The organism is Mesorhizobium sp. M3A.F.Ca.ET.175.01.1.1, assembly GCF_004791945.1.
Classification (GTDB): domain Bacteria; phylum Pseudomonadota; class Alphaproteobacteria; order Rhizobiales; family Rhizobiaceae; genus Mesorhizobium.
Map to the genome: position 1 here is coordinate 178681 of NZ_SRTP01000011.1, position 23199 is coordinate 201879.

Consider the following 23199-nt stretch of genomic DNA (forward strand, 5'->3'; position numbering starts at 1 on the left):
TCGAAAATCTCCCGTTGCCCTTCGTTGTCCTACTCGGCGGGCACATGATTGGTGGCGACTGCGTGGCCGTGTTTCTTGGCGCGGTATTCGCTGTAGGCGGCGATAAGCATGTCCTCGTCACGGTATTGCGGCACCCAGCGGAGCTGGCGCTCGGCCTTGGACACGTCGAGCACGCATTCCTCATCGGCTATCAGATACTGTTCCGGATCCATGATCGGCATGTTCATCAGGTCGAGCAGGTCCAGCGTGCGCTTGACCGCCCAGCCTGGCGTCGGCAGCAGGATCGACTTCGAACCGGCATGCTTGATCAGATGGCCGAGCAGCTTCCTGACCGGCGGCGGATTGAGCGAGCCGAGATTATAGGCCTCGTTCGGCACGCCGGCCTTCCAGGCCGCCCGCGCCGCCTCGGCGCAGTCGAACACCGAGATGAACTGGTAGGGATTCCTGCCGGAACCGATCATCGGCACCGGCAGATGCCAGTCGATCAGCTTGAACAGCTTTTCCAGGATGCCGAGACGGCCGGGCCCGATGATCAGGCGCGGGCGGAACAGCGAGATCGACATGCCGCGTTTGCGCCATTCGGCGGCGAGTTCCTCGGTCTTGAGCTTCGACCACCCATATTCGCCAAGCGGCGACACCGGATGATCCTCGGTCATCGGCAGCACCACGGTGTGGCCGTAAATCATGTCGGTCGTATAGTGGACGAGTTTCGATGCGCCGGCCTTGTCCATCGCCCGGATGATGTGCTCGGTGCCGTGGAAATTCACCGGAAAGAAGAAATCGTGCCGCTTGGCGCGCACCTGGATCGGCGACAGCATCTTGGCCGAGAGGTTGTAGACCATGTCATCGGCGCTGAGGCCAATCGCTGCGACCGACGCCGGATCGGTCACGTCGCAAGTGACGAAACGGACATTGCGATAATGCGACAGGTCGCTCTTGACGATGTCGGCGACGACGACGTCCTCGCCGTCCGCCGCGAGCTTCGGAGCAAGATGACGGCCGACGAAGCCGTCGCCGCCGAAAATCACATGTCTCATCGAACGATCTCGTTTGTGCCGATCTGGTCGGGGATGATGGAAGCCGTCTGGTGCTCGTGCCCTCGCCCGCCCAGATCGCGACCGCTCTGCGCGATCAGCACGGTGCCGACGCAGATGCAGGCGATGCCGGCGATGCGCCAGGCATTGAGGTCTTCGCGGAACACGAAATAGGCGAAGACCGCCACGGCGACATAGGCAAGGCTGAGGAAGGGATAGGCAAAGCTGAGCTCGACCTTCGACAATACATAGAGATGCGACGCCATCGAGATGACGAAGGTGCAGAGGCCGAGGAAAATCCACGGACTGAAGACGATCTGCAGCAGCTTGAAGAGCGGATTGACGCCCTCGAACGAGATCGGTCCCAGCGACATCATGCCTTGCTTCAGCATCAGCTGCGCCGCGGCATTCGTCATGACCGTGAACAGAATAAAGACTATGTATTTCATACGCTGCACCCGCCCCTGAGCGGTCCTACTACAAATCTGCAAACACTTCGTGAAGTCACAAGACGTTTTTGAGTAAACCGCGGTTTTAACGATTTGTTATCCATGATTTATTCAAGTTTTATCTATTCTGCGGCTTGCGCTGCCGCTTGGCTCACATCCAGTTTCTTTGCCGTCCGAGCCCAGAAGCTCGACATGAAGCCCGGGTCCCGAAGCGTCTCCAGCCGCTGCCATTCCGGGAAGGAGGCGGCGAAGGCCTCGGCGCTCATGCGTGCATCCTTGTAGGGATTGACGGCTCCGCCCGCCGCGACTGTGACGCGGTCCAGTTCCGCGAGCAGCCGCAGCGTCCTTTCGCCCCTGTTCGGAAAATCCAGCGTCAGTGTGTAGCCCGGTCTCGGAAATGACAGCAGTCCCGGCGAGCGACCGTCGCCAAAGCGCTTGAGCACAGTGAGGAAGGAGCTCTGCCCGGCTCGCCGCGTTGCTTCGAGCAAGGCGCGAACCGCGCTGCGCGCGTTCGCTTCGGGCACGACGCTCTGGTGCTGGAACAGGCCGCGCGGCCCATAGAGCCGGTTCCAGCCGCGAACACCGTCAAGCGGGAAGAAAAAGCTTTGGTAGCCGGCTTGGCGCGGCGTCGAGGACCGCCCCTTCCTCCATCGATAGGCTGCATTGAACAAGGTCAGGGACGTGCGGTTGAGAACATTGAACGGCGGCTGCACCGGCACTGCAAGGCGGCTGCCTGCCCGCGAAGCGGCATGCGAGCCGTGCTCGGCATGGTTGCCGGTCAACAGCAGGCCGCGCCCGCGCCCATGGCCGCCGGCAAGCTGGTCGATCCAGGCGACCACATATTCGTTGGCCTGGTCTGCCGCTTCGGCAAGCTCGAAGAATTCGCCGAGATTGCGGAACGGCGTCGCCTTCTCGACGATGTCGAGTGAGGGCACCCGCATCAATCGGATCGATGCCGACAGGATCACCCCGGTGAGCCCCATGCCGCCGACCGTCGCCCGGAACAGAGGGGCATTGTCCGTATGGGAGCAGCAATAGGTCCGCCCGTCGGACCTGAGCAGCGTCAGGCTTTCGACATGGCAGCCGAACGTGCCGCGCCGATGGTGGTTCTTGCCATGGACATCATTTGCGATCGCGCCGCCCAGCGTGACGAACTGGGTGCCGGGGACCACGGCCGGAAAGAAGCCGTAGGGCGCGGCGTGGGCGATAATCTCGCACAGCAGCACCCCTGCATCGGCCTCGATGATGCCGGTCTCGGCGTTGAAGGAGCGAATACGGTTCAGCGGCCGCATGTCGACCACTGCGCCGGCATGATTCTGGCAGCTGTCGCCATAGGAGCGGCCGTTGCCATAGCCAAGCAGCGAGCCCGGCTCGGCCGCGCCGCTCTTCAACAGCGCGATCGCCTCGTTGGCGGGAATCGCGCGCGGTGCCGACGGCGTCGCCCGTCCGAAGCTGCCGAAATGCTCAGCGGCCATCCTCACCAGCCCCAGCCGCCGGCGACCAGAAGGCTCGCGCCGAACAGCACGACGATCTGGCTGCGCCAGTCCCGGATGATGAAGACGACGGGATCGTCATGCATCTCGTCGCGGCGGGCGAGAATCCAGACGCGCATGGTGAGATAGAGCACGATCGGCGCCAGCGGCCACATCAGCCACGGGTGCGGATAGAGTTCGCGCACCGCCACGCTGTCCATGTAAAGCGCCAGCACCAGCGCCGAGGAGAAGGCGGAAGCCATGCCGGCCTGGGCAACGATCTCCTGGTCCTCCGTGCGGTAACCGCGGCCAGCGATGCGCTCCCCCGGCGGAATGGCCGTGGTGCGTAGTTCGACGAAGCGCTTCACCAGCGCCAGCGACAGGAAGAAGAAGATCGAAAATGCCAGCAGCCAGAAGGAGACGTCGACGCCGGTCGCCGCGGCACCCGCAAGCACGCGGATCGTATACAGGCCCGCGAGCGTCAGCACGTCGACCAGCAGCATTCTCTTGAACGACAGCGAATAGGCGGTGGTGACGACCATATAACCGCCGAGCACCCCGAGGAATTCGATCGGCAGCAGCCAGCCGGCCACGATACCGATCGCGAGCAGCACGCCTATGGCGCCAAGGCCGAACGGGATCGACAGCGCGCCGCTGGCGAATGGCCGGTTGCGCTTGGTGGGGTGCTTGCGGTCGAGCGCGAGGTCGAAGAAATCGTTGACGATATAGATCGCGGACGCAACGGCGCTGAACGACACGAACGCCAGCACGCAATCCCAGATCATGCTGACGTTGAAATATTCATGCGAAAGCACCATCGGCACCGCGATCAGCGCGTTCTTCAGCCACTGATGCACGCGCAGCATCTTGACGAAGGTCTTCGCAGTCGGCCTCGGCGTCGGCACCGTCTCGGCGCCATGCGCCGCCTGCCATCGCTGGGCGCTGCGGTCCGGGGCCACGACGATGGCGCGGCGCGCTGCGTCGAACACCTTGAGATCGTGGCGGCTGTTCCCGGCATAGTCGAAGCCGCCATCGCCATAGGCCGCAATCAGTGAAGCGCACTTCCTGCCCGAGGTCATGTTGTGCGGACCATCCGTCGCCAGCACGCGATCGAAGATGCCGAGATGAGAGGCGATCGCTTCAGCGAATTTGCGTGGCGTTCCCGTCGCCAGCACGATCCTGCGGCCTTCGCCATGCTCGGTGAGCAGGCGCTCCAGCAGCTCACGGCGATAGGGCAGCGAGGCGGCGTCGATATCGGTGCGGGCAGCGATCTCCTGCTTCAGCCTTGCCGGCCCCCCGGTCAGCCAGATCGGCAGCAGCAGAAGATAGAGCGGATTCTTCTTGATAAGTATGAAGAGACCTTCCCAGAGAAGGTCCGTTGCAATCAGCGTGCCGTCGAGATCGACCGCAAGCGGTATTGCGTTCCTTTCCGACCTCGCGTCCATTTCCTGCCCTGCCTGGAGCGCATGACCCCGAGATTCCGATTTCGGAAAGGAATCATGCGCCGCTCAAAACCCGCGCCGTGCATCGGCGTCTTCGCGAACGATATAGCGGGGGATGGCGTAGCGAAGGTTAAACGCCCGGTTGTGGCGGACAGCGCGAGCGGTATTTCGGAGGCCATCGTTAAGCAGCGGCTACCAGAAACGATAAAAGGCCAGGCATCCGCCCGGCCTTTGCCCAGCCATGCTGCCGATGTTACTTGATGCGGGCCACGCCGCCCGAGATCTCGACCGTTTCCGAACCGGTCAAGGCTTCAAGGTCGCCATTGGGCAAGGTCACGAAACAGCCATTCGGACAGAACTCCACCGTCTCGCCGGCGGCCAGCGCCAGTTCGGTCTTGGCACCTCCTTCGGTCACCACCAGCGTTCTGGTCTGAGTGTCCCTGTTGATCGCGCTCGCCGCGAAAGCCGAGCCACTCGCGGCCAGAAATGCGATGCCGACAACGACAGACTTCCACATTTTGCGATACCGGTGTTTCCACCGCCTCTGTTCAATTGTGCAAGGCATTCTCGCCCTTTGCTGGTGAGCTTATATGAGATGCAAGCTGAACCGCAACTGAATGCCGCATTCATGCCACAATTGGTTTTCGCCCTCTGGATGAGGGCCGGTATCGGCTTACGCCCAATGTCCGGCAGCTACTGCATGCCGCGCAAAAGTGTGCAGCGGTTTTGCGAAAACGACATGCACAATACCAAAGACCTAAAGCCCGTCGCCAGGATCTCGCAGCGCTAAGCGCTTTAGTCGGGATCGGGCTTTCGTCCCTTCCGCTTCGTCTTCGCGAGACGCTCCCGCTCGGCAGCCGCTTCAGCCTCCAGCCGCTCCCGCTCGGCAAACTCGGCCTCGATCTTGTCGTCGTCGATCGGCCATGCCTCGTGCTTGGTGGGCTCGACGACCGCGCGCGGCGTCGACGGGATCTCGATGTGCTCCTTTTCGAAGATATCGAAGATGGCGAAGCGGATGTCGTTCTGCACGATGCTGCCGTTCAAGACGTCGGCAAGGAACACACGGATTTCGAATTCGAGCGCAGCCGCCCCAAAATTGGAGAACAGCACGAAAGGCTCGGGATTCTTCAGCACCATGGGATGGGCGCGCGCGATATCGAGAAGGAGGGCGTGGACGCGCTTGACGTCGCTGCCATAGGCAACGCCGATCTTGATCTCGACGCGACCGAGCTTGTTGCGGTGCGTCCAGTTGCCGACCGCGTTGTTGATGAGATTGGAGTTCGGCAGGATCACCGATTGCCGCTGGAACGTCTCGATCTCGGTAGCGCGCACGCTGATCCTCTTCACCGTGCCGCTTATCTCGCCAGCAACGATCCAGTCGCCAACCTTGAACGGACGCTCGGCGAGCAGGATCAGGCCGGAGACGAAGTTGGAGACGACGTTCTGCAGACCGAAACCGATACCGAGCGACAGCGCTCCGGCAACCAGGGCAAGGTTGGAAAGATCGATTCCCGCCGCTGAAATGCCGACGAGGGCCGCGAGCGCCACACCGGCGTAGCCCACCGCCAGCCGGATCGAGTTGCGAACGCCGGCATCGACCTTGCCTCGCGCCATCACCGAGCCGTCGAGCCAGCCCTGGAACCAACGGGTCAGGAAATAGCCGATGACGAAGACGACGACGCCGGTCAGGATGCCGAGCACGGAAATGGTCACCGAACCGATCGTGACGCCCGTCGCCAGCTTGTAGGCCCAGGCCTGGATATCGCCGGGCTGGAAGCCCCACATCAGCAGGGTCAGCGGCAGGAAGATGAGCACGATCATCAGGTTGATGGCGATGCTGACCACAAGGCCGAGCTGGTCGAGCGCCGTATCCTCATAGCTGGAATTGGTGCTCAGCCAGCGGCCGACCGAGGTGTCGGCGAAACCGCCCTCCTCCCCGATCGCCCGCGCCGACAGAAAGCCGATATAGGCTGTGATCAGGACGGTGCCGGTTACCACCACTTGCAGCGAGACGAAGAGCGACAGACCGATATAGCCGAGCAGCGACGTTGCTATGGTGAACAGGCCGAGCCCGACGGCGATGAAGCGAAGCCAGGCCGGCCATGGGCGCCACGAGCCGTCACGGGCCCTGAATGGCCTCAGCAACCCCATCAGGATCAGGATGATGCCGACGACGATGGTGGCGACGAAGCTTCTGGCGATGGTCAGCGACAGCGGCGAGCCCATCTTGTCGTTGACGACCGAGAGGAAATAGTTGAAGCCGATGACCACGGCCATCGCCGTGGTCAGCCGGACCAGCCAGCGGGCCGGGCCGGTTTCAACCGGAATGAGGCGCCAGTTCGGCAGGCGCGGCTCCAAGGCCGCGTTGGTCAGGCGGTTGACGCAGAACACCACGCCGATGACAGACAGCAGCGCGTTGAGGAACAGGCCGATGTCGCCGCGCAAGACGTTGTAGTAGTTGAAGAAGAACACGGTCGAGGCGAGAAAGACCGCCAGCGCCATGCTCGGCAGCAGCGTCGACCAGAACGCCACCGAGAGCCGGCTGAGATAGGACGGCTCTTCGATGGAGGGGTTTGGCTCGAAGACACGTCCGAACAGCCGCCTGCCGCCGACCAGAAGCACAACCGCGAGCATCAGCGCCATCAGCGTCGCCGCAAGCATGGCCTGGAACTTGAACTTGATGGCGAAGCTCAGCCAGGACGCCACCGCCTTGTAAAGCCCGGTGAACTGCTCGTGCGCATCGGAAAAAGCCTGGGGACTCAGCGCATCGGTCAGTTCGTAGCGCTTGGTCAGGACGCTGCGGAACAGTTCGCTGCGCATGACGCTGATCCTGTCGACCAGTCCGTTGACGCGGATCGACAGGTTCTGCGCGCCGGCGACCACTGCATTGATCTCGGCCTTCTCGGACGCCAGCGCGGCGCGCTCATTGGCAACAATGGCCGGTTCCTGCTGCCCCTGCGCCGGCGGCGGCCCCAGCACCTCGATACGGCTGTTGATATCATTGAGGCGCGGACGAAAGGCGAGCGCGCTGGTCAGGGCTGCCCGCGATATCTCCTCGAGCTGCAGACGGATATCGACGAGGCCGGCATCGTCCTCGTCAGGATCGCTCACCTTCTTTTCGAGGCCGTCGGTCTTGGCCGCCAGGTCCTTGATGACCTTGGTCTGATCGGCGATGAGCTGCGCCGACCCCTGCCCGATGGCCTGCGCAACCGCGTCCAGCGAAGGCTGCGCCGCGGCGGCGACAATGACGACCAGGATCAGGCGTAGCAGTCGGAAGATCATGGGGTGACGGGCGAATCGCGGTCGAAAATTTTCGAAAATTCTGCCTTTGATAAAGACCGCCATACCGGGCGGCAAGCCGTCGCGGTTCCGCACCGCCAGGCGCAGTGGCGTCGGCCTGTCGAAAAGCGATGGCGCAATCTTGGCTTTACGCCTGCGGCCTGCTCTATAGTCTGCCGCCTTCGCACCAATAGGACGACAGGAAGAATGGCGGAATATTCAGCCTTTTCGCTGCTCAAGAACGCGCTGACCGGGAACCAGGATTGGAAACCCGCATGGCGCAAGCCCGACCCCAAGGCATCCTATGACGTGATCGTTATCGGCGGTGGCGGGCATGGCCTGTCCACGGCCTACTATCTCGCCAAGGAGCACGGCATCACCAATGTCGCGGTGCTGGAAAAGGGTTGGCTGGGTTCGGGCAATGTCGGCCGCAACACCACCGCCGTGCGCTCAAACTATCTGCTGCCGCAGAACACCCGCTTCTACGAACACTCGATGAAGATGTGGGAAAACCTGTCGCACGACCTCAACTACAACGTCATGTTCTCGCAGCGCGGCTGCCTCAACCTCGCACACACGCCGGCCCAGCTCGACGACTATGCCCGGCGCGGCAATGCCATGCGCCACCTCGGCGTCGACGCCGAACTGATGAGCGTCGGCCAGATCAAGCGGCTGGTCCCGGCTCTGGACGTGTCGGGCTCGGCGCGTTTTCCGATCCTTGGCGGGCTGATGCAGCCGCGCGCGGGCACCGCGCGCCACGACGCCGTCGCCTGGGGCTATGCACGCGGTGCCGACCGCCGCGGTGTCGACATCGTCGAGAACTGCGAGGTTACGGGCTTCCTGCGCGACGGTGACCGCGTCACCGGCGTGATGACCAGCCGCGGCGAGATCCGCGCCAAGAAGGTGGCGCTCGCGGTCGCCGGCAGCACAGGGCGCGTCATGCAACTCGCCGGAATTTCCCACATGCCGATCGAGAGTTATGTGCTGCAGGCCTTCGTCTCGGAATCGGTGAAGCCGATCATCGACACCGTGCTCACCTTCGGCATGGGCCATTTCTACATCTCGCAGTCCGACAAGGGCGGCCTGGTCTATGGCGGCGACCTGGACGGCTACAACAGCTATGCGCAGCGCGGCAGCTTGCCCATCGTCGACGAAGTGATGAGCGAGATGCTGGCGCTGTTTCCCGGCCTTGCCCGAGTACGCATGCTGCGCTCCTGGGGCGGGGTCTGCGACATGACGATGGATGGCTCGCCGATCATCACCACCGGTCCGGTGCCCGGCATGTATCTCAATTGCGGCTGGTGCTATGGCGGCTTCAAGGCCACCCCGGCCTCTGGCTGGTGCTTCGCCTGGACCATCGCCAAGGATGAGCCGCACGAGTTCAACGCGCCCTTCACACTCGATCGCTTCTATCGCGGCCTGATCATCGACGACAAAGGCCAGGGCGCGACGCCGCGGCTGCACTAGGGGTTGAAACACCATGCTCATCACCTGCCCCTATTGCGGCCCGCGCGACGTCATCGAATTCACCTATCAGGGCGACGGCAACCGCGAGCGGCCGCAGCCGGCCTCGCAGGACCTCGACGCCTGGAACGCCTATGTCTACGACCGGCTGAACCCGGCCGGCGACCACAATGAGATCTGGCAGCATTCCGGCGGCTGCCGCGCCCATCTGCGGGTCGTGCGCAACACCCTCACCCACGAGATCCTGAGCACGGCTTTCGCCCGTGGCGGACACAAGTCCGCGGGCCACAAGACCGAGGGCCGCTCGTGAGCCCGCGGCGCACCGAAACCGGTGGCCGCATCGACCGGCTGCGCACCATCCGCTTCACCTTCGATGGCGCGCCCTATACCGGGCACGCCGGCGACACGCTGGCTTCCGCGCTGCTCGCCAATGGCGTCACGCTGTTCGGCCGCTCCTTCAAGTACCACCGCCCGCGCGGCCTGCTCGCCGCCGGCGTCGAGGAGCCGAACGCGCTGGTGACGGTGCTGCGCGGCGAGGTGCGCGAGCCAAACATCCCGGCCACCATGGTCGAGATCTATGACGGGCTGGTGGCCGTAAGCCAGAACCGCTTTCCCTCGCTCGCCTGGGATATCAACGCCATCAACCAGCTCGGCGGCAAGCTCCTGTCGGCGGGCTTCTACTACAAGACCTTCATGGGGCCGGTGATCGGCCCGCTCAAGGGCACGCGCTTCTGGATGTTCTGCGAGCACTTCATCCGCCGTTCCGCCGGCCTCGGCAAGGCCGGTACTGCGCCCGATCCATCGCGCTACGAGCGCATGAACGCCTTCTGCGACGTGCTGGTGGTCGGCTCCGGTCCAGCCGGACTGATGGCGGCGAAGGCCGCGGCAGACCAGGGCGCGCGGGTGATCCTCGCCGAACTCGAAGCGCGTTTCGGCGGCTCCGCCAATTGGTCTGGCGAGACGATCGAAGCTGCGCCGGCCGCCGACTGGGCGCAGCGCATCGTTGGCCAGCTGGAGGGCAACGACAATGTGCGCCTGCTGCCGCGCACGACGGTCTGGGGCTATTACGACGGCAACACGCTTGCCGCGCTTGAACGAGTGACGGACCACAAGGAGGTCCCGGCCAAGGGTGAGCCGCGCCAGCGCTACTGGGCGATCCGCGCCAAGACGGTGGTTCTCGCCACCGGCTCCTTCGAGCGGCCTTTGGTGTTTCCCGGCAACGACCGTCCGGGCGTCATGCTTGCCCATGCTGCCGAACGCTACGTCAATGAATTTGGCGTGCTGCCCGGCCAGCGCATTGCGCTGTTCACCAACAATGACAGCGCCTATCGCTCTGCCGTTGCGCTGAAGAAGGCGGGTGCCGCCGCCGTCGCCATCATCGACGTCCGAAGCGAGATTGCGAACGACATGCGCAGGTTGGCCAGCGAAGCCGAGGCCGAACTGCTGGCCGGCCATGCCGTGGTCGCGACCGAAGGCGGCAAAGTCCTGACGGGTCTCAAGGTGCGGCGCTTCGACACGATGAGCGGTGCGCTCAGCGGCGACGAGCGCAGCATCCATGCAGACTGCCTGGCTATGTCGGGCGGCTGGTCGCCGACCATCCATCTCGCCAGCCAGGCCGGCGCGAGAGCCGAGTGGGATTCGGCGCGGCAGGCCTTCCTGCCGCCGCAGCCGACGCAGCGCTGGATCGGCGCCGGCGCCTTTACCGGCAGCTTCTCGACGGCGCAAGCCATTGCCGAGGGCCGTGCCGCTGGCCTGTCTGCGGCCGGCGGAACGGCCTCGCTTGCTTCCCTGCCACTCGTCGAGCCCGCTCCCGGTGATCCTGATCCGGCGCCGGTGTTCGAGATCAAAGCCAAGGGCAAAGCCTTCGTCGACTTCCAGCACGACGTGACCGCCGAGGACGTGCGGCTGGCGCATCGCGAGGGCTTCGTGTCCGTCGAGCACCTGAAGCGCTATACCACGCTCGGCATGGCGACCGACCAGGGCAAGAATTCCAACGTGCCGGGCCTCGCCATCATGGCCGAGGCGCTCGGAAAGCCGATCCCGGAAGTCGGCACGACACGCTTCCGTCCGCCCTACACCGCCGTCTCGATCGGTTCGCTGGCGGCCGAGCGCTTCGGTGACTTGAAGCCGGAACGGCTGACGGCGATGCATGACTGGCACATCGACAACGGGGCGACCATGTATGCGGCCGGGCTGTGGTATCGTCCGATGATCTATGGCCTTGCCGGCGAGACGGTCGAGCAGGCGTATGTGCGCGAAGCCAAGGCTACGCGCGAGAGCGCCGGCATCGTCGACGTGTCGACGCTCGGCAAGATCGCCGTGCGGGGCCCGGATGCCGCCGAATTCCTCGACCGGGTCTATACCAACGTGTTCTCCACGCTGGCGGTCGGCAAGGCCCGCTACGGCCTGATGCTGCGCGAGGACGGTCTTGCCTTCGACGACGGCACCACTTGGCGGCTCGGCGAACAGGACTTCCTGATGACCACCACCACTGCCAATGCCGGCAAGGTGATGCAGCATCTGGAGTATTTTCTCGACGTCATCTGGCCCGAACTCAAGGTCACAGTCACCTCCGTCACCGACGAATGGGCGGGCGCCGCAATCGGCGGGCCGAAGGCCAGGGCGATCCTCGCCGCCTGTATTAGCGGCACCGCCGTCGACAACGCGGCCCTTCCGTTCATGGGCATCGTCCACGGCCGAATCGCCGGGGTGCCGGTGATGATCTGCCGCCTCTCCTTCTCCGGCGAAATGGCGTTCGAGGTCTATTGCGGCGCCGGCTATGGCACGCATGTGTGGGAGGCTCTGATCGAGGCCGGCAAACCGTTCGGCCTGGTCACCTACGGGCTCGAGGCGCTGGGCACGATGCGCATCGAGAAGGGCCATGTCACTGGCGCCGAGATCGACGGCCGCACCACGGCACGCGACCTGCATCTCGACTGGATGCTGTCGAAGAAGAAGCCGTTCATCGGCTCGGCCATGATGGACCGTGAGGGCCTCATCGCGTCCGATCGGTTGCAGCTCGTCGGCCTGATTTCTCTCGACAACCGGCCCTTCGCCGGCGGCGCGCATATCGTCGAGGAGTTGGACGAAGCCGACCCGCACGATTCGATCGGCCACATAACCGCCTGCTGCTATTCGCCGGCGCTCGGCAAATACATTGCGCTCGCCTTGATCAAGGACGGCAAGGCGCGCCACGGCACGCGCGCCTTCGTTTCCGATCCGCTGCGCAACCGGTTCGGGCCGATCGAGATCGTCTCCAATCATTTCTACGATCCCGATGGGAGCCGCATGCATGGTTGATCGCCAATTACCCGAGCGCAAACTGCCCGAACGCCAGTTGCCGGATCGCCACCTGCCCGAACGCCTGTCGCCGCTTGAGCCGGTCTATCACCCGGGATCGCACGGCAATTTCGAACATGGTGTCGACGTCATTCTGTCGGAGACGCGGCCGGGCTCGATCCTGCAGCTTGCCGCATGGCCCGGTCAAGAAAAGCGTCTGATGTCCGCCATATACAAGGTTACCGGCCTTGCGCTGCCGGATGCCGCAGGCGGCGGTATCTCTAACGGAGCCAAGTCGGCATTCGGCTTCGCGCCGGGCAGGTTCACGGTGGTCGACGAAGCCGAGGGGCTGGCCTCCGCCTTCACAGGTGTCGTCACGCCTTTGGTCGGCACGCTCACCGACCTGTCGCATGGCCGCACGGCGATCCGCGTCGCCGGTCCGAAGGCCGAATGGGTGCTGGCGAAATTCTTCGCCATCGACTTCGCGCTGCCTGCCTTCCCGATGGGCGCCGGACGCTCGACCAACCATCACGACGTTTTCGTCCAGATCCAGCGCAGCGGCTCCGATCAGTTCGACATCTACGTCTTCCGCTCTTTCGCGCGCTCATTCTGGAAGGCCTTATGCCATGCCAGCGAGGAAGTCGGCTACGAGGTGCAGTAGGCGCAGCCGTCTGGCACCATCGACGGCCACGTCTGCTGCTTGAGCCTGAGCCCAGCGGGCGGGATAGATGGACAAACGCGGGCTTTTATCGAGGCGTGCGTCCAGGCAACCGGTTCGACCAATCTTCCATGACCGCAGAGACCACGGCGACAGCCACCACCCGCTTTGCTCCGGCGGGCGAGATGTCGATCCTGTTGCCGGCAACCGTCGCCTGCAGCGTTTTCATGACCAGCCTCGATCAGAATGTCGTGGTGACCGCTCTCCCCGGCATCGGAGAGAGTCTCGATCGGCCGGCAAGCCAGCTCGGTCTCCTGATCACCGTCTATGTCGCGAGCCTCATTGCCACAATGCCGCTGGGCGGCTGGTTGGCCGACCGTTTCGGCCTACGCAACGTCTATTGCTTTGCGCTGCTGGTCTTCGCCGGAGCTTCGGCGCTGTGCGGCGTGTCGGAAAACATCTGGATGCTTGTCGGCTCGCGCGCGCTGCAGGGTTTTGGCGGCGCGCTGATGGGCACCCTCGGGCAGGTCGTGATCCTGTCGAGCTTCCCGCGCGACCGAACGCTCAAGATCAACATGTACATCTCGCTCGCTGGCCAATCGGGGCCGCTGGTCGGGCCGTTGGTCGGCGGCGCGCTCACCACTTACGTCTCCTGGCGCTGGATCTTCTATATCAACATACCGATCGCGCTGACGGCAGCGTTGCTCGCCGCTGCGCTGTTTCCCTCGACCACAAAGCCGGCCCGCACGCCATTCGATTTTCCGGGCTTCCTGCTCGTCGGCAGCGGCATGGGATTGCTCGTCTTCGGCATGGATTCGCTCGCGGCCAAGGATGTCGCCGGCAGCATTGTCGGCGCCGAGCTCGGACTGGCGATCGCCATCCTGACCGTCGCCGCCTTCTATTGCCTGCGTGCCCGCAACCCGTTGCTCGACCTCAACCTGCTGCGCATCCGCACCTTCCGCATCAGCTTTCTCACCGGCGGCGGGCTCGACACGATCGGCCTGAGCTCCGTCGTCTTCCTGCTGCCCCTGATGTTCCAACTCGGCTTCGGGATGAGCGCCGTGGAGGCAGGATCACTGACCTTTGTCGCGGCGATCGGATCGCTGCTGATGCGCTTCTTCATGCCCCGCATCCTCAATCGCTTCGGCTTCAAGCGGGTGCTGGTCACCAACACGCCCATCGTCGCCGGCCTGGTCGCGGGCTTCGCCTTGATGCAAGCAAGCCTGCCGGCCTGGGTCGTGCTCGCCTACATCTTCACCTTCGGCGCCTTCCGCTCGGTGCAATGGGCATCGACCGGCAACCTGTCCTATTCCGACATAGCGCCGGAGCAGCTCGCCCGGTTCAGCGCGCTCTATTACATCCTGTGGCAGCTGGCAGTGGCGCTCAGCGTCGGCCTCGCGGCGGCGCTGCTGTCGCTTCTCGCCGGCAGCGGTCATGCCAGCGTCAACGACTTCCGCATCCTGTTCGTCATCGAAGGCTTGATCACGCTTTGCGCGCTATCGGCCTATCTCAGGCTCACGCCTCAGGACGGCGCCCATGTCAGTGGCCATGCCGCGCATATCAACGCTGAGTAGAGCGCCTATTCCGTGAACGTCACCCATTCCTCGAGTGGGGCGCGGTCGGTGCGGAATTCATTCTCGGGCTTGGATTTGTCCTCGTAGCCCAGCGCCATGCCGCAGACGACGATCTCCTCGTCGGGAATGTTGAGCACCGGCCGGATTTGGCGATGATAGGGAGCAAATGCGGCCTGCGGGCACGTATGCAGGCCCCTGCCCCGCGCTGCGACCATGATGTTCTGCAGGAACATGCCGTAGTCGATCCACGAACCCTTGTTCAGCCGCCGGTCGACCGTGAAGATCATGCCGATCGGCGCATCGAAGAAGACGAAGTTGCGGTCGTGCTGAGCCCGCATCCTGTCCACCTCGCGCCGGCCGATGCCGAGCGCGCCATAGAGGCCGAAACCATTGGCGCGGCGACGCGTCAGATATGGCTCGAAGAACTGGTCGGGATAATAGCGGTATTCGTCCCACTCCACCTTCTCGGCGCGGATGCCGGAATTGAGAATGGCGTCGCTGATGCGCTGCTTGACCTCGCCCTTGGTCACATAGACGCGCCACGGCTGCATGTTGGTCCCAGACGGCGCGCGCGAAGCGACGGAAAGGATATCGCGGATTGTGCCGTCGTCGACCATGTCCGGCAGGAAAGCGCGCACAGAGCGGCGCGACGTGATCGCCTCGTCGACGATCGCCGCATCTTTGGCAATCCGAGCGTTGTTCTCCAGCATGGGCCGTCCCTTCACGCATGGCCGGAACCCACAACCGGTTCCCGTGACGACCATCCGCAGACTTAAACCGACTTCCGAGCAGACGTCCCCAATCGCCGTTCGCGGGTGAGGCTTTGCATGAACCACAAAAAACGCGCAAGCTATTCTTGTGGCCCATGAAAAATCGCTTGATTTTTTCATGCGCTTACTCTCTCATGAAATTCACTCGATCTTTTTCACGAGAGACAATGGCCTCGACCGCAGTCAGCCCGGAACAGGACAATGGCGAGCGGCTGCTCGCCGGCGACATCCGCGCGCTGCGCAAGGCACGTGGCCTGACGCTCGCCGAAATCGCGCTCAGGCTTGGCCGTTCCGTCGGCTGGGTCAGCCAGGTGGAGCGTGGCCTCTCAGTGCCTTCGCTCGGTGATCTGCGGGCCTTCGCCGAGCTTTTCGGCGTACCGCTCAGCCTGTTCTTCAGCCACGACGTGCCGGTCGAAAAGGAGCGCGGCGTTGTCGTACGCTCGGGCAGCCGCCGCTCGCTTGGCACAAGCGAATCCGGCCTGGTGGAGGAGCTTCTGTCGCCCGATCTCGGAGGAAGCTTCGAGATGCTGCGCTCGGTCTTCGCCCCGGGTGCTGAACTCAAGACCCAGGCGCGCCGCCCGACCGAAGAAGCGGGCTATGTTGCCTCCGGCACTTTCGAGATCGAGATCGGCGGCGTCTGGCACCGGCTCGGCGAAGGCGACTCGTTCCGCTTCGAGGGCAAGCCGTTCCGCTGGCGCAATCCCGGTGCCGAGCCGGCGGTCCTCATCTGGGTGGTTTCGCCGCCGGTATACTGAATAGACTTTGGAGGAAAAAATGGCCGGTTTGCCGAGCACGGCACGCGTGGTGATCATCGGAGGCGGTGTCGTCGGCGCCTCGTCGCTCTACCACCTCTGCAAGGCGGGCTGGACCGATTGCGTGCTGCTGGAGAAGAACGAGCTGACTTCCGGCTCGACCTGGCATGCCGCCGGCAACGTGCCGACCTTCTCCTCGTCATGGTCGCTGATGAACATGCAGCGTTATTCGACCGAGCTCTACCGCGGCCTTGCCGAAGCGGTCGACTATCCGATGAACTATCATGTCACCGGCTCGCTGCGGCTCGCCCACAGCAAGGAGCGCATGCAGGAATTCCAACGCGCCAAGGGCATGGGCCGCTATCAGGGCATGGATATCGACGTCGTGGGCCTCGACGAGATCAAGCGCCGCTATCCCTTCATCGAGACGCACGACCTCGAGGGCGCGCTTTATGATCCGAGCGACGGCGACATCGACCCGGCGCAGTTGACCCAGGCGCTCGCCAAGGGCGCGCGCGACATGGGCGCCAAGATAATCCGCTTCTGCCCGGTCACCGGCGTTTCCCGTCAGAACGGCGAATGGCTGGTCACGACAACGCAAGGCGAAATCCGCTGCGAGATTGTCGTCAACGCCGCCGGTTACCGCGCCGCTGAGGTCGGAAAAATGTTCGGCCGAGAAGTGCCGATGATGGTCATGAGCCATCAGTACATATTGTTCGAGGAAATCCCCGAGCTTGCCGCCTGGACCAAAGAACAGGGCAGGAAGCTGCCGCTGCTGCGTGACGTCGACACGTCCTACTATCTGCGCCAGGAAAAGACCGGCATGAATCTCGGCCCCTATGAGCGCAATTGCCGCGCGCATTGGACCACACACAACGATCCGATGCCGGAGGAATTTTCTTTCCAGCTCTTCCCGGACGATCTCGACCGGCTGGAGCACTATCTCGCCGACGCTGTCGCCCGGGTGCCGATCCTCGGAACCGCGGGCCTCTCCAAGGTCATCAACGGGCCGATCCCCTACGCGCCTGACGGCAACCCGCTGATCGGGCGGATGCCCGGCGTGCCGAATGCTTTCGAGGCCTGCGTCTTCACCTTTGGCATCGCGCAAGGCGGTGGCGCCGGCAAGGTGCTGGCCGAATGGGTGACGGAAGGCCAGACCGAATGGGACATGTGGTCCTGCGACCCGCGCCGCTTCACCGCCTTCGCTTCGGCGCCCGACTATTGCGTCGCCAAGGGCATGGAGATCTACGGCAACGAATACGCCATCCAGTTTCCGCGCCATGCCTGGCCGGCGGGCCGCGACCGCAAGCACTCACCGCTGCACGAGCGCATCAAGGCGCTGGGTGGCCAGTTCGATCCCTATAATGGCTGGGAACGGGCCACCTGGTATGCGAAGCCCGGCGACGACACGTCGGAGGAATCGACCCTCACCTTCCGCCGCGACGGGCCATGGCAGCACCGCGTGCGCGAGGAATGCCTGGCGGTGCGCGACGCCGCCGGCATCCTCGACCTGCCCGGCTTCTCGCGCTTCAATCTCGAAGGCGAAGGCGCCGCCGAGTGGCTGGCGCTGCAGGTCACCGGCCTGGTCCCGAAGCCGGGCCGCATCGGCCTGGTCTATTTCGCCGACGACAAGGGCCGCATCGTCACCGAGATGTCGGTGGTGCGCCACAGCGAGGATCTGATGACGCTGATCACCGCCGCGGTGGCGCAATGGCACGATTTCGAATGGCTGAAGTCGCGCATGCCGGCCGATGCGGCCTTCACGCTGACCGATCGTACGGAGGAATACTCGACCCAGATCCTCCCCGGCCCGAACTCGCGCAATATCCTTGCCGAGGTATGCGGCGCGGATCTTGCGCTGCCTTGGCTGACGCATCAGGAAACCACCATCGCCGGCCGCTGGGCGAAGCTGGTGCGCGTCTCCTTTGCCGGCGAGCTCGGCTGGGAGATCCACACCAAGGTGGCCGACACCCTAACTGTCTTCGACGCCATCTGGGCCGCCGGCCAGAAACATGGCCTGAAACCTTTCGGCATGTATGCGCTGGATTCGCTGCGGCTGGAAAAGGGCTACCGTGCCTGGAAGGGCGACCTGTCGACGGATTATTCAATCCTGCAGGGCGGGCTGGAGCGCTTCGTCAAATGGGACAAGCCCGACTTCCGCGGCAAGACGGCACTTCTCAACGAGAAACAGCAGGGCGTGAAGAAACGCTTCGTGACATTGGTCGTCGAGGACCCCGGCGAATGCGATGCGCCTTACATGTCGACACTCTGGCATGACGGCAGCATCGTCGGCGAGACGACTTCCGGCGGCTGGGGCCACCGCGTCGGCAAGTCGATCGCGCTCGGCATGCTGCGTTCCGACCTTGCCCAACCCGGCACAGCCGTCGAGGTCGAGATCTTTGGCGACCGTTTCAAGGCCGTCGTGCAGAAGGACGAGCCGCTCTGGGATCCGAAGAACGAAAGGTTGCGGGCATGACGTCCGTCACTCTTACCGATGGCGGCATGGGCCAGGAACTGGTCCGGCGCAGCAAATCCGAGCCGACGCCTTTGTGGTCGGCCAGGGTGCTGATCGACGAACCGGACCTCGTGCGCGACCTGCATGCGGAATTCATCCGCGCTGGCGCCCGCGTCATCACCATCAACACCTATTCGGCGACGCCCGAGCGCCTGGCGCGTGAGGGCGCGGATGATCTGTTCAAACCCCTGCAGAAGCGCGGCATCGAACTCGCCCGGCAGGCCCGCGACGAATCCGGTGATGCCGCGATCGCCGGCTGCCTGTCGCCCCTGTTCGGCAGCTACGCGCCGGCGCTGACCATCTCTTTCGAGGAGACGCTTGACACTTATCGGCGCATCGTCGCGGAGCAGGTCGACGGCGTCGATCTCTTCCTGTGCGAAACCATGGCATCCGCGGACGAGGCGCGCGCGGCCGTCACCGCAGCGACGGAGAGCGGCAAACCTGTTTGGGTGTCGTGGACACTCGCCGATCATGGCATGCCGCGCCTGCGCAGCGGTGAAACCATCGCCGCCGCCTCGGCAGCACTCGGTGATCTGCCCGTCGCGGCGCGGCTGCTCAACTGCTGCCGGCCCGAAGCCATCGCCGCCGCTTTGCCGGAACTGATCGCCCTCGGCGGACCGGTCGGGGCCTATGCCAACGGCTTCACCTCGGTCGAGGCGTTGAAGCATGGCGGCACCGTCGAGGTGCTGCACGCCCGCCACGACCTTGATCCCGACGCCTATGCCGACCACGCAATCGGCTGGGTCGAGGCCGGCGCCGGCATCGTCGGTGGCTGCTGTGAGGTCGGTCCGGCTCACATCGCCGCGCTGCGAGACCGGCTCATCCAGGCCGGCCACCAATTATCCGGAGTATCCTATGCCTAGACCATCATCCCGTATCATCGGCATCGTGCCCTCGGGCAAGGATGGCTGGGAGGTTCATTTCGCCGCCTGGACGCGCAAGCAGGCCGGCGAAGACATCATCATGCTGTCGGTCGGCGACCATGACTTCGACACGCCGTCGGAAACGATCGAAGCCTGTGTGACCGCGGTTCGCGGCAGCAATCACCATTACACGCCGCTGCCCGGACTGCCGCGCCTGCGCAAAGCCATGGCGGCCGCCTCGACCGCTTGCACCGGTGTTCTGACGGACCCCGACGAAGTCATCGCCACCGCCGGCGGCCAGGGCGCGCTGTACGCCGCCGTGCAGGGCGTGCTCGACCCCGGCGATCACGCCATCGTCGTAGCGCCTTACTATGCCACCTACCCCAACACCTTCAGCGCCGCCGGCGCCAGCTTTACCGTGGTCGAGACGCCCGCCGAGGACGGCTTCCAGCCGCGCGCCGATAAGATCCGTGCGGCACTCAGGCCCAACACGCGCGCTATCCTGATTAACACGCCGAACAATCCGACCGGTGCTGTCTATTCGCGCGAACGGCTCGAACAGCTGGCGGGGATTTGCAACGAGCATGATCTCTGGCTGCTGTCGGACGAGGTCTACTGGACGCTGGGCGGTGGCGAGCACATCTCGCCACGTTCGCTGCCCGGCATGGCCGAGCGCACGCTGGTCATCAACTCCATGTCCAAGAGCCACGGCATGACCGGCTGGCGCATGGGCTGGCTGACCGGCCCGAAGGAAATGATCGCGCTGCTCACCAACCTCAATCTGGTGACGACCTACGGTTTGCCGGCCTTCATCTCCATCGCCTGCGCCGAGGCGCTCGAAAATCATTACGGCGTGGAGGAAATCGCCGAGCGCTACGCGGCGCGCCGCACCGCGATGCTCGATGCCGTGCGCGGCATGAATGACGTCACAGTGCACGGATCGAAAGGCGGCATGTATGTCATGCTCGACATATCCGCCATAGAGCCCGACGACGAGAAATTCGCCTGGGCGCTGCTCGAGAAGGAAAAGGTCGGCGTCATGCCGGGCTCGAGCTTCGGCGAGGCGGCCGCAGGCCATATCCGCATCAGCCTCTGCCAGCCCGAACCCGTGCTCAAGGAAGCCGCGCTTCGCCTGCGCCGCTTCGCGTCCCACTATCGCCGAGAGGCCGCATGACAAAGAGCGTTCCGTCCAAAGCCCGCGCTGTCATCATCGGCGGCGGCGTCTCCGGCTGCTCGGTTGCCTATCATCTTGCCAAGCTCGGCTGGACCGACATCGTGCTGCTCGAACGCAAGCAGCTCACCTGCGGTACGACCTGGCATGCGGCAGGCCTGATCGGGCAGTTGCGCGCCTCGCAGAACATGACGCGGCTGGCGAAATACTCGGCCGACCTCTACGTCAAGCTCGAAGCCGAGACCGATGTCGGCACCGGCATGCGCCAGGTCGGCTCGATCACCGTCGCGCTGACCGAGGAGCGCAAGCACGAGATCTACCGGCAGGCCTCGCTAGCCCGCGCGTTCGATGTCGACGTGCGTGAGATTTCGCCCGGCGAGGTCAAGGAGATGTATCCGCATCTCAACGTCTCCGGCGTCGTCGGCGCGGTGCACCTGCCGCTCGACGGCCAGTGCGACCCGGCCAACATCGCCATGGCGCTGGCCAAGGGCGCGCGCCAGCGCGGTGCTGCCGTCATCGAAAACGTCAAGGTGACCAAGGTCCATACCAGGAACGGCCGCGTCTCCGGTGTGTCCTGGGCGCAGGGCGAGGACCAGGGCACGATCGAGACCGACATCGTCGTCAATTGCGCCGGCATGTGGGCGCGCGAGTTGGGCCGGCAGAACGGCGTCACCATCCCGCTGCATGCCTGCGAGCATTTCTATCTCGTCACCGAGCCGATCCCCGGCCTCACCCGCCTGCCGGTGCTGCGCGTGCCGGACGAGTGCGCCTATTACAAGGAAGACGCCGGCAAGATGATGCTCGGCGCCTTCGAGCCGGTGGCGAAGCCCTGGGGCATGGACGGTATCCGCGAGGATTTCTGCTTCGACCAATTGCCCGAGGACATGGATCATTTCGAGCGGATCCTCGAAATGGGCGTCAACCGCATGCCGATGCTGGGCACCGCGGGCATCCACACCTTCTTCAACGGTCCCGAAAGCTTCACCCCTGACGACCGCTACTATCTCGGCGAAGCGCCGGAACTCACCGGCTATTGGATGGCGACCGGCTACAATTCGATCGGCATCGTCTCGTCCGGCGGCGCCGGCATGGCGCTGGCGCAATGGATCAATGACCGCGAGGCGCCCTTCGACCTCTGGGAGGTCGACATCCGCCGCGCCCAGCCCTTCCAGAAGAACCGCCGCTATCTCAAGGAGCGCGTCTCCGAAACGCTCGGCCTGCTCTATGCAGACCATTTCCCCTATCGCCAGATGTCGACCTCGCGCGGCGTGCGCCGCTCGCCCTTGCATGAGCACTTGAAGGCGCGCGGCGCCGTCTTCGGCGAGGTCGCCGGCTGGGAGCGCGCCAACTGGTTCGCCCGCGAAGGCCAGGAACGCGAATACCGCTACTCCTGGAAGCGGCAGAACTGGTTCGACAACCAGCGCGAGGAGCATCTCGCGGTGCGCAACGGCGTCGGCCTGTTCGACATGACCTCCTTCGGCAAGATCCGCGTCGAAGGCCGCGATGCCTGTGCCTTCCTGCAGCGGCTCTGCGCCAACGACATGGACGTGGCGCCGGGCAGGATCGTCTACACCCAGATGCTCAACGCCAAGGGCGCCATCGAGAGCGATCTCACCGTGACGCGGCTGTCCGAGACCGCCTATTTCCTCGTCGTGCCGGGCGCCACCTTGCAGCGCGACCTCGCCTGGCTGAGGCGGCACGTCGCCGACGGCTTCGTCGTCGTCACCGATGTGACCGCGGCCGAGGCCGTCATCTGCCTGATGGGTCCCGACTCGCGAAAGCTGATCCAGAAGGTCAGCCCCAACGACTTCTCCAACGACGCCAATCCGTTCGGCACCTGCCAGGAGATCGAGATCGGCATGGGTCTCGCCCGCGCCCACCGCGTCACCTATGTCGGCGAGCTCGGCTGGGAGCTCTATGTCTCGACCGAGCAGGCCGCGCATGTCTTCGAGGCGATCACTGAAGCCGGCGCCGATGTCGGCCTGAAGCTCTGCGGGCTGCATACGCTGGATTCCTGCCGCATCGAAAAGGCCTTCCGCCATTTCGGTCACGACATCACCGACGAGGACAATGTTCTGGAGGCCGGTCTTGGCTTCGCTGTGAAGACGGCCAAGGGCGATTTCATCGGCCGCGACGCGGTGCTGCGGAAGAAAGAGACTGGCCTGAGCCGGCGCCTGGTGCAGTTCCGGCTGCAAGATCCGCAGCCTCTGCTCTTCCACAACGAAGCGATCCTGCGCGACGGCAAGATCGTCGGTCCGATCACCTCCGGCAACTACGGCCACCATCTCGGCGGCGCGATCGGCCTCGGCTACGTGCCGTGCCAGGGCGAGAGCGAGGCGGATGTTCTTGGCTCATCTTATGAGGTGGAGATTGCCGGCGAGCGCTATGCGGCGGAAGCATCGCTGAAGCCGATGTATGATCCGAAGGCGGAACGGGTAAGGATGTGATCTCGTGATCTCTTCCTTCTCCCCGTTGAA

General features: G+C 64.2%; 17 protein-coding genes. 10 read left to right on the plus strand and 7 right to left on the minus strand.

Annotated elements, in window-relative coordinates:
- Window positions 1-29: 29 nt before the first annotated feature.
- The 6 genes from EN818_RS23195 to EN818_RS23220 form a co-directional block, all read right to left on the minus strand.
- Window positions 30-1037, minus strand: coding sequence for an NAD(P)-dependent oxidoreductase (locus EN818_RS23195; protein ID WP_095807086.1), 1008 nt, complete (start codon window positions 1035-1037; stop codon window positions 30-32).
- A complete protein-coding gene (locus EN818_RS23200; RefSeq protein ID WP_095807085.1) occupies window positions 1034-1483 on the minus strand; it encodes an EamA family transporter in 450 nt (149 codons plus the stop codon). Before EN818_RS23200 ends, EN818_RS23195 begins: the two co-directional genes overlap by 4 nt.
- A 122-nt stretch (window positions 1484-1605) precedes the next feature.
- Window positions 1606-2958, minus strand: a complete 1353-nt coding sequence (locus tag EN818_RS23205) for an FAD-binding oxidoreductase (RefSeq protein ID WP_135905115.1) — start codon at window positions 2956-2958, stop codon at window positions 1606-1608.
- 2 nt (window positions 2959-2960) lie between these two features.
- The gene (locus EN818_RS23210; RefSeq protein ID WP_095807083.1) at window positions 2961-4400 is read right to left on the minus strand and encodes a UbiA family prenyltransferase; all 1440 of its coding nucleotides are present in this window, start codon (window positions 4398-4400) and stop codon (window positions 2961-2963) included.
- Window positions 4401-4650: 250 nt separating this feature from the next.
- Window positions 4651-4914: a hypothetical protein gene (locus tag EN818_RS23215; protein WP_165350019.1), complete on the minus strand. Its 264-nt coding sequence runs from the start codon at window positions 4912-4914 to the stop codon at window positions 4651-4653.
- Window positions 4915-5192: 278 nt separating this feature from the next.
- The gene (locus EN818_RS23220; RefSeq protein ID WP_095807080.1) at window positions 5193-7679 is read right to left on the minus strand and encodes a mechanosensitive ion channel family protein; all 2487 of its coding nucleotides are present in this window, start codon (window positions 7677-7679) and stop codon (window positions 5193-5195) included.
- Between the two features lie 204 nt (window positions 7680-7883).
- On the opposite strand from EN818_RS23220, the gene EN818_RS23225 reads away from it, so the two are divergent.
- The 5 genes from EN818_RS23225 to EN818_RS23245 all read left to right on the plus strand — a co-directional run bounded on the left by EN818_RS23225 (window position 7884) and on the right by EN818_RS23245 (window position 14651).
- Entirely contained in the window at window positions 7884-9143 is a 1260-nt protein-coding gene (locus EN818_RS23225; RefSeq protein ID WP_095807079.1) for a sarcosine oxidase subunit beta, read from the plus strand.
- 13 nt (window positions 9144-9156) lie between these two features.
- Window positions 9157-9450: a sarcosine oxidase subunit delta gene (locus EN818_RS23230; RefSeq protein WP_095807078.1), complete on the plus strand. Its 294-nt coding sequence runs from the start codon at window positions 9157-9159 to the stop codon at window positions 9448-9450.
- Window positions 9447-12440: a sarcosine oxidase subunit alpha gene (locus EN818_RS23235; RefSeq protein ID WP_135905116.1), complete on the plus strand. Its 2994-nt coding sequence runs from the start codon at window positions 9447-9449 to the stop codon at window positions 12438-12440. The genes EN818_RS23230 and EN818_RS23235 overlap by 4 nt, the downstream gene beginning before the upstream one ends.
- A 52-nt stretch (window positions 12441-12492) precedes the next feature.
- Window positions 12493-13080, plus strand: a complete 588-nt coding sequence (locus EN818_RS23240) for a sarcosine oxidase subunit gamma (RefSeq protein ID WP_095807248.1) — start codon at window positions 12493-12495, stop codon at window positions 13078-13080.
- A 128-nt stretch (window positions 13081-13208) separates the two neighbouring features.
- The gene (locus EN818_RS23245; protein ID WP_135905118.1) at window positions 13209-14651 is read left to right on the plus strand and encodes an MFS transporter; all 1443 of its coding nucleotides are present in this window, start codon (window positions 13209-13211) and stop codon (window positions 14649-14651) included.
- 5 nt (window positions 14652-14656) lie between these two features.
- Here EN818_RS23245 and EN818_RS23250 read toward each other — a convergent pair whose 3' ends face one another.
- On the minus strand, window positions 14657-15361 hold the full coding sequence (locus EN818_RS23250; protein ID WP_095807075.1) for a nitroreductase: 705 nt from the start codon (window positions 15359-15361) through the stop codon (window positions 14657-14659).
- A gap of 227 nt (window positions 15362-15588) precedes the next feature.
- On the opposite strand from EN818_RS23250, the gene EN818_RS23255 reads away from it, so the two are divergent.
- Genes EN818_RS23255 through EN818_RS23275 form a run of 5 tightly spaced genes read left to right on the plus strand, consistent with a single transcriptional unit; the run spans window position 15589 to window position 23169 of the window.
- Window positions 15589-16176 (plus strand): XRE family transcriptional regulator, encoded by a 588-nt coding sequence (locus tag EN818_RS23255; protein ID WP_095807074.1) that lies wholly within the window; start codon window positions 15589-15591, stop codon window positions 16174-16176.
- A 19-nt stretch (window positions 16177-16195) separates the two neighbouring features.
- Window positions 16196-18649 (plus strand): FAD-dependent oxidoreductase, encoded by a 2454-nt coding sequence (locus EN818_RS23260; protein WP_095807073.1) that lies wholly within the window; start codon window positions 16196-16198, stop codon window positions 18647-18649.
- Window positions 18646-19551 carry a homocysteine S-methyltransferase family protein gene (locus EN818_RS23265; protein ID WP_095807072.1) on the plus strand — a complete coding sequence of 302 codons (906 nt, stop codon included), beginning with the start codon at window positions 18646-18648 and terminating at the stop codon, window positions 19549-19551. Before EN818_RS23260 ends, EN818_RS23265 begins: the two co-directional genes overlap by 4 nt.
- On the plus strand, window positions 19544-20725 hold the full coding sequence (locus tag EN818_RS23270) for a pyridoxal phosphate-dependent aminotransferase (RefSeq protein ID WP_095807071.1): 1182 nt from the start codon (window positions 19544-19546) through the stop codon (window positions 20723-20725). Before EN818_RS23265 ends, EN818_RS23270 begins: the two co-directional genes overlap by 8 nt.
- Entirely contained in the window at window positions 20722-23169 is a 2448-nt protein-coding gene (locus EN818_RS23275) for an FAD-dependent oxidoreductase (protein WP_095807070.1), read from the plus strand. The genes EN818_RS23270 and EN818_RS23275 overlap by 4 nt, the downstream gene beginning before the upstream one ends.
- Window positions 23170-23199: the final 30 nt, after the last annotated feature.

Excerpts from the sequence above, each read along its gene's own strand:
- EN818_RS23195 (WP_095807086.1), bottom strand. The coding sequence starts at position 1,037 with ATGAGACATGTGATTTTCGGCGGCGACGGCTTCGTCGGCCGTCATCTT.
- EN818_RS23200 (WP_095807085.1), bottom strand. The coding sequence starts at position 1,483 with ATGAAATACATAGTCTTTATTCTGTTCACGGTCATGACGAATGCCGCG.
- EN818_RS23205 (WP_135905115.1), bottom strand. The coding sequence starts at position 2,958 with ATGGCCGCTGAGCATTTCGGCAGCTTCGGACGGGCGACGCCGTCGGCA.
- EN818_RS23210 (WP_095807083.1), bottom strand. The coding sequence starts at position 4,400 with ATGGACGCGAGGTCGGAAAGGAACGCAATACCGCTTGCGGTCGATCTC.
- EN818_RS23215 (WP_165350019.1), bottom strand. The coding sequence starts at position 4,914 with ATGTGGAAGTCTGTCGTTGTCGGCATCGCATTTCTGGCCGCGAGTGGC.
- EN818_RS23220 (WP_095807080.1), bottom strand. The coding sequence starts at position 7,679 with ATGATCTTCCGACTGCTACGCCTGATCCTGGTCGTCATTGTCGCCGCC.
- EN818_RS23225 (WP_095807079.1), top strand. The coding sequence starts at position 7,884 with ATGGCGGAATATTCAGCCTTTTCGCTGCTCAAGAACGCGCTGACCGGG.
- EN818_RS23230 (WP_095807078.1), top strand. The coding sequence starts at position 9,157 with ATGCTCATCACCTGCCCCTATTGCGGCCCGCGCGACGTCATCGAATTC.
- EN818_RS23245 (WP_135905118.1), top strand. The coding sequence starts at position 13,209 with ATGACCGCAGAGACCACGGCGACAGCCACCACCCGCTTTGCTCCGGCG.
- EN818_RS23250 (WP_095807075.1), bottom strand. The coding sequence starts at position 15,361 with ATGCTGGAGAACAACGCTCGGATTGCCAAAGATGCGGCGATCGTCGAC.
- EN818_RS23255 (WP_095807074.1), top strand. The coding sequence starts at position 15,589 with ATGGCCTCGACCGCAGTCAGCCCGGAACAGGACAATGGCGAGCGGCTG.
- EN818_RS23260 (WP_095807073.1), top strand. The coding sequence starts at position 16,196 with ATGGCCGGTTTGCCGAGCACGGCACGCGTGGTGATCATCGGAGGCGGT.
- EN818_RS23265 (WP_095807072.1), top strand. The coding sequence starts at position 18,646 with ATGACGTCCGTCACTCTTACCGATGGCGGCATGGGCCAGGAACTGGTC.
- EN818_RS23270 (WP_095807071.1), top strand. The coding sequence starts at position 19,544 with ATGCCTAGACCATCATCCCGTATCATCGGCATCGTGCCCTCGGGCAAG.
- EN818_RS23275 (WP_095807070.1), top strand. The coding sequence starts at position 20,722 with ATGACAAAGAGCGTTCCGTCCAAAGCCCGCGCTGTCATCATCGGCGGC.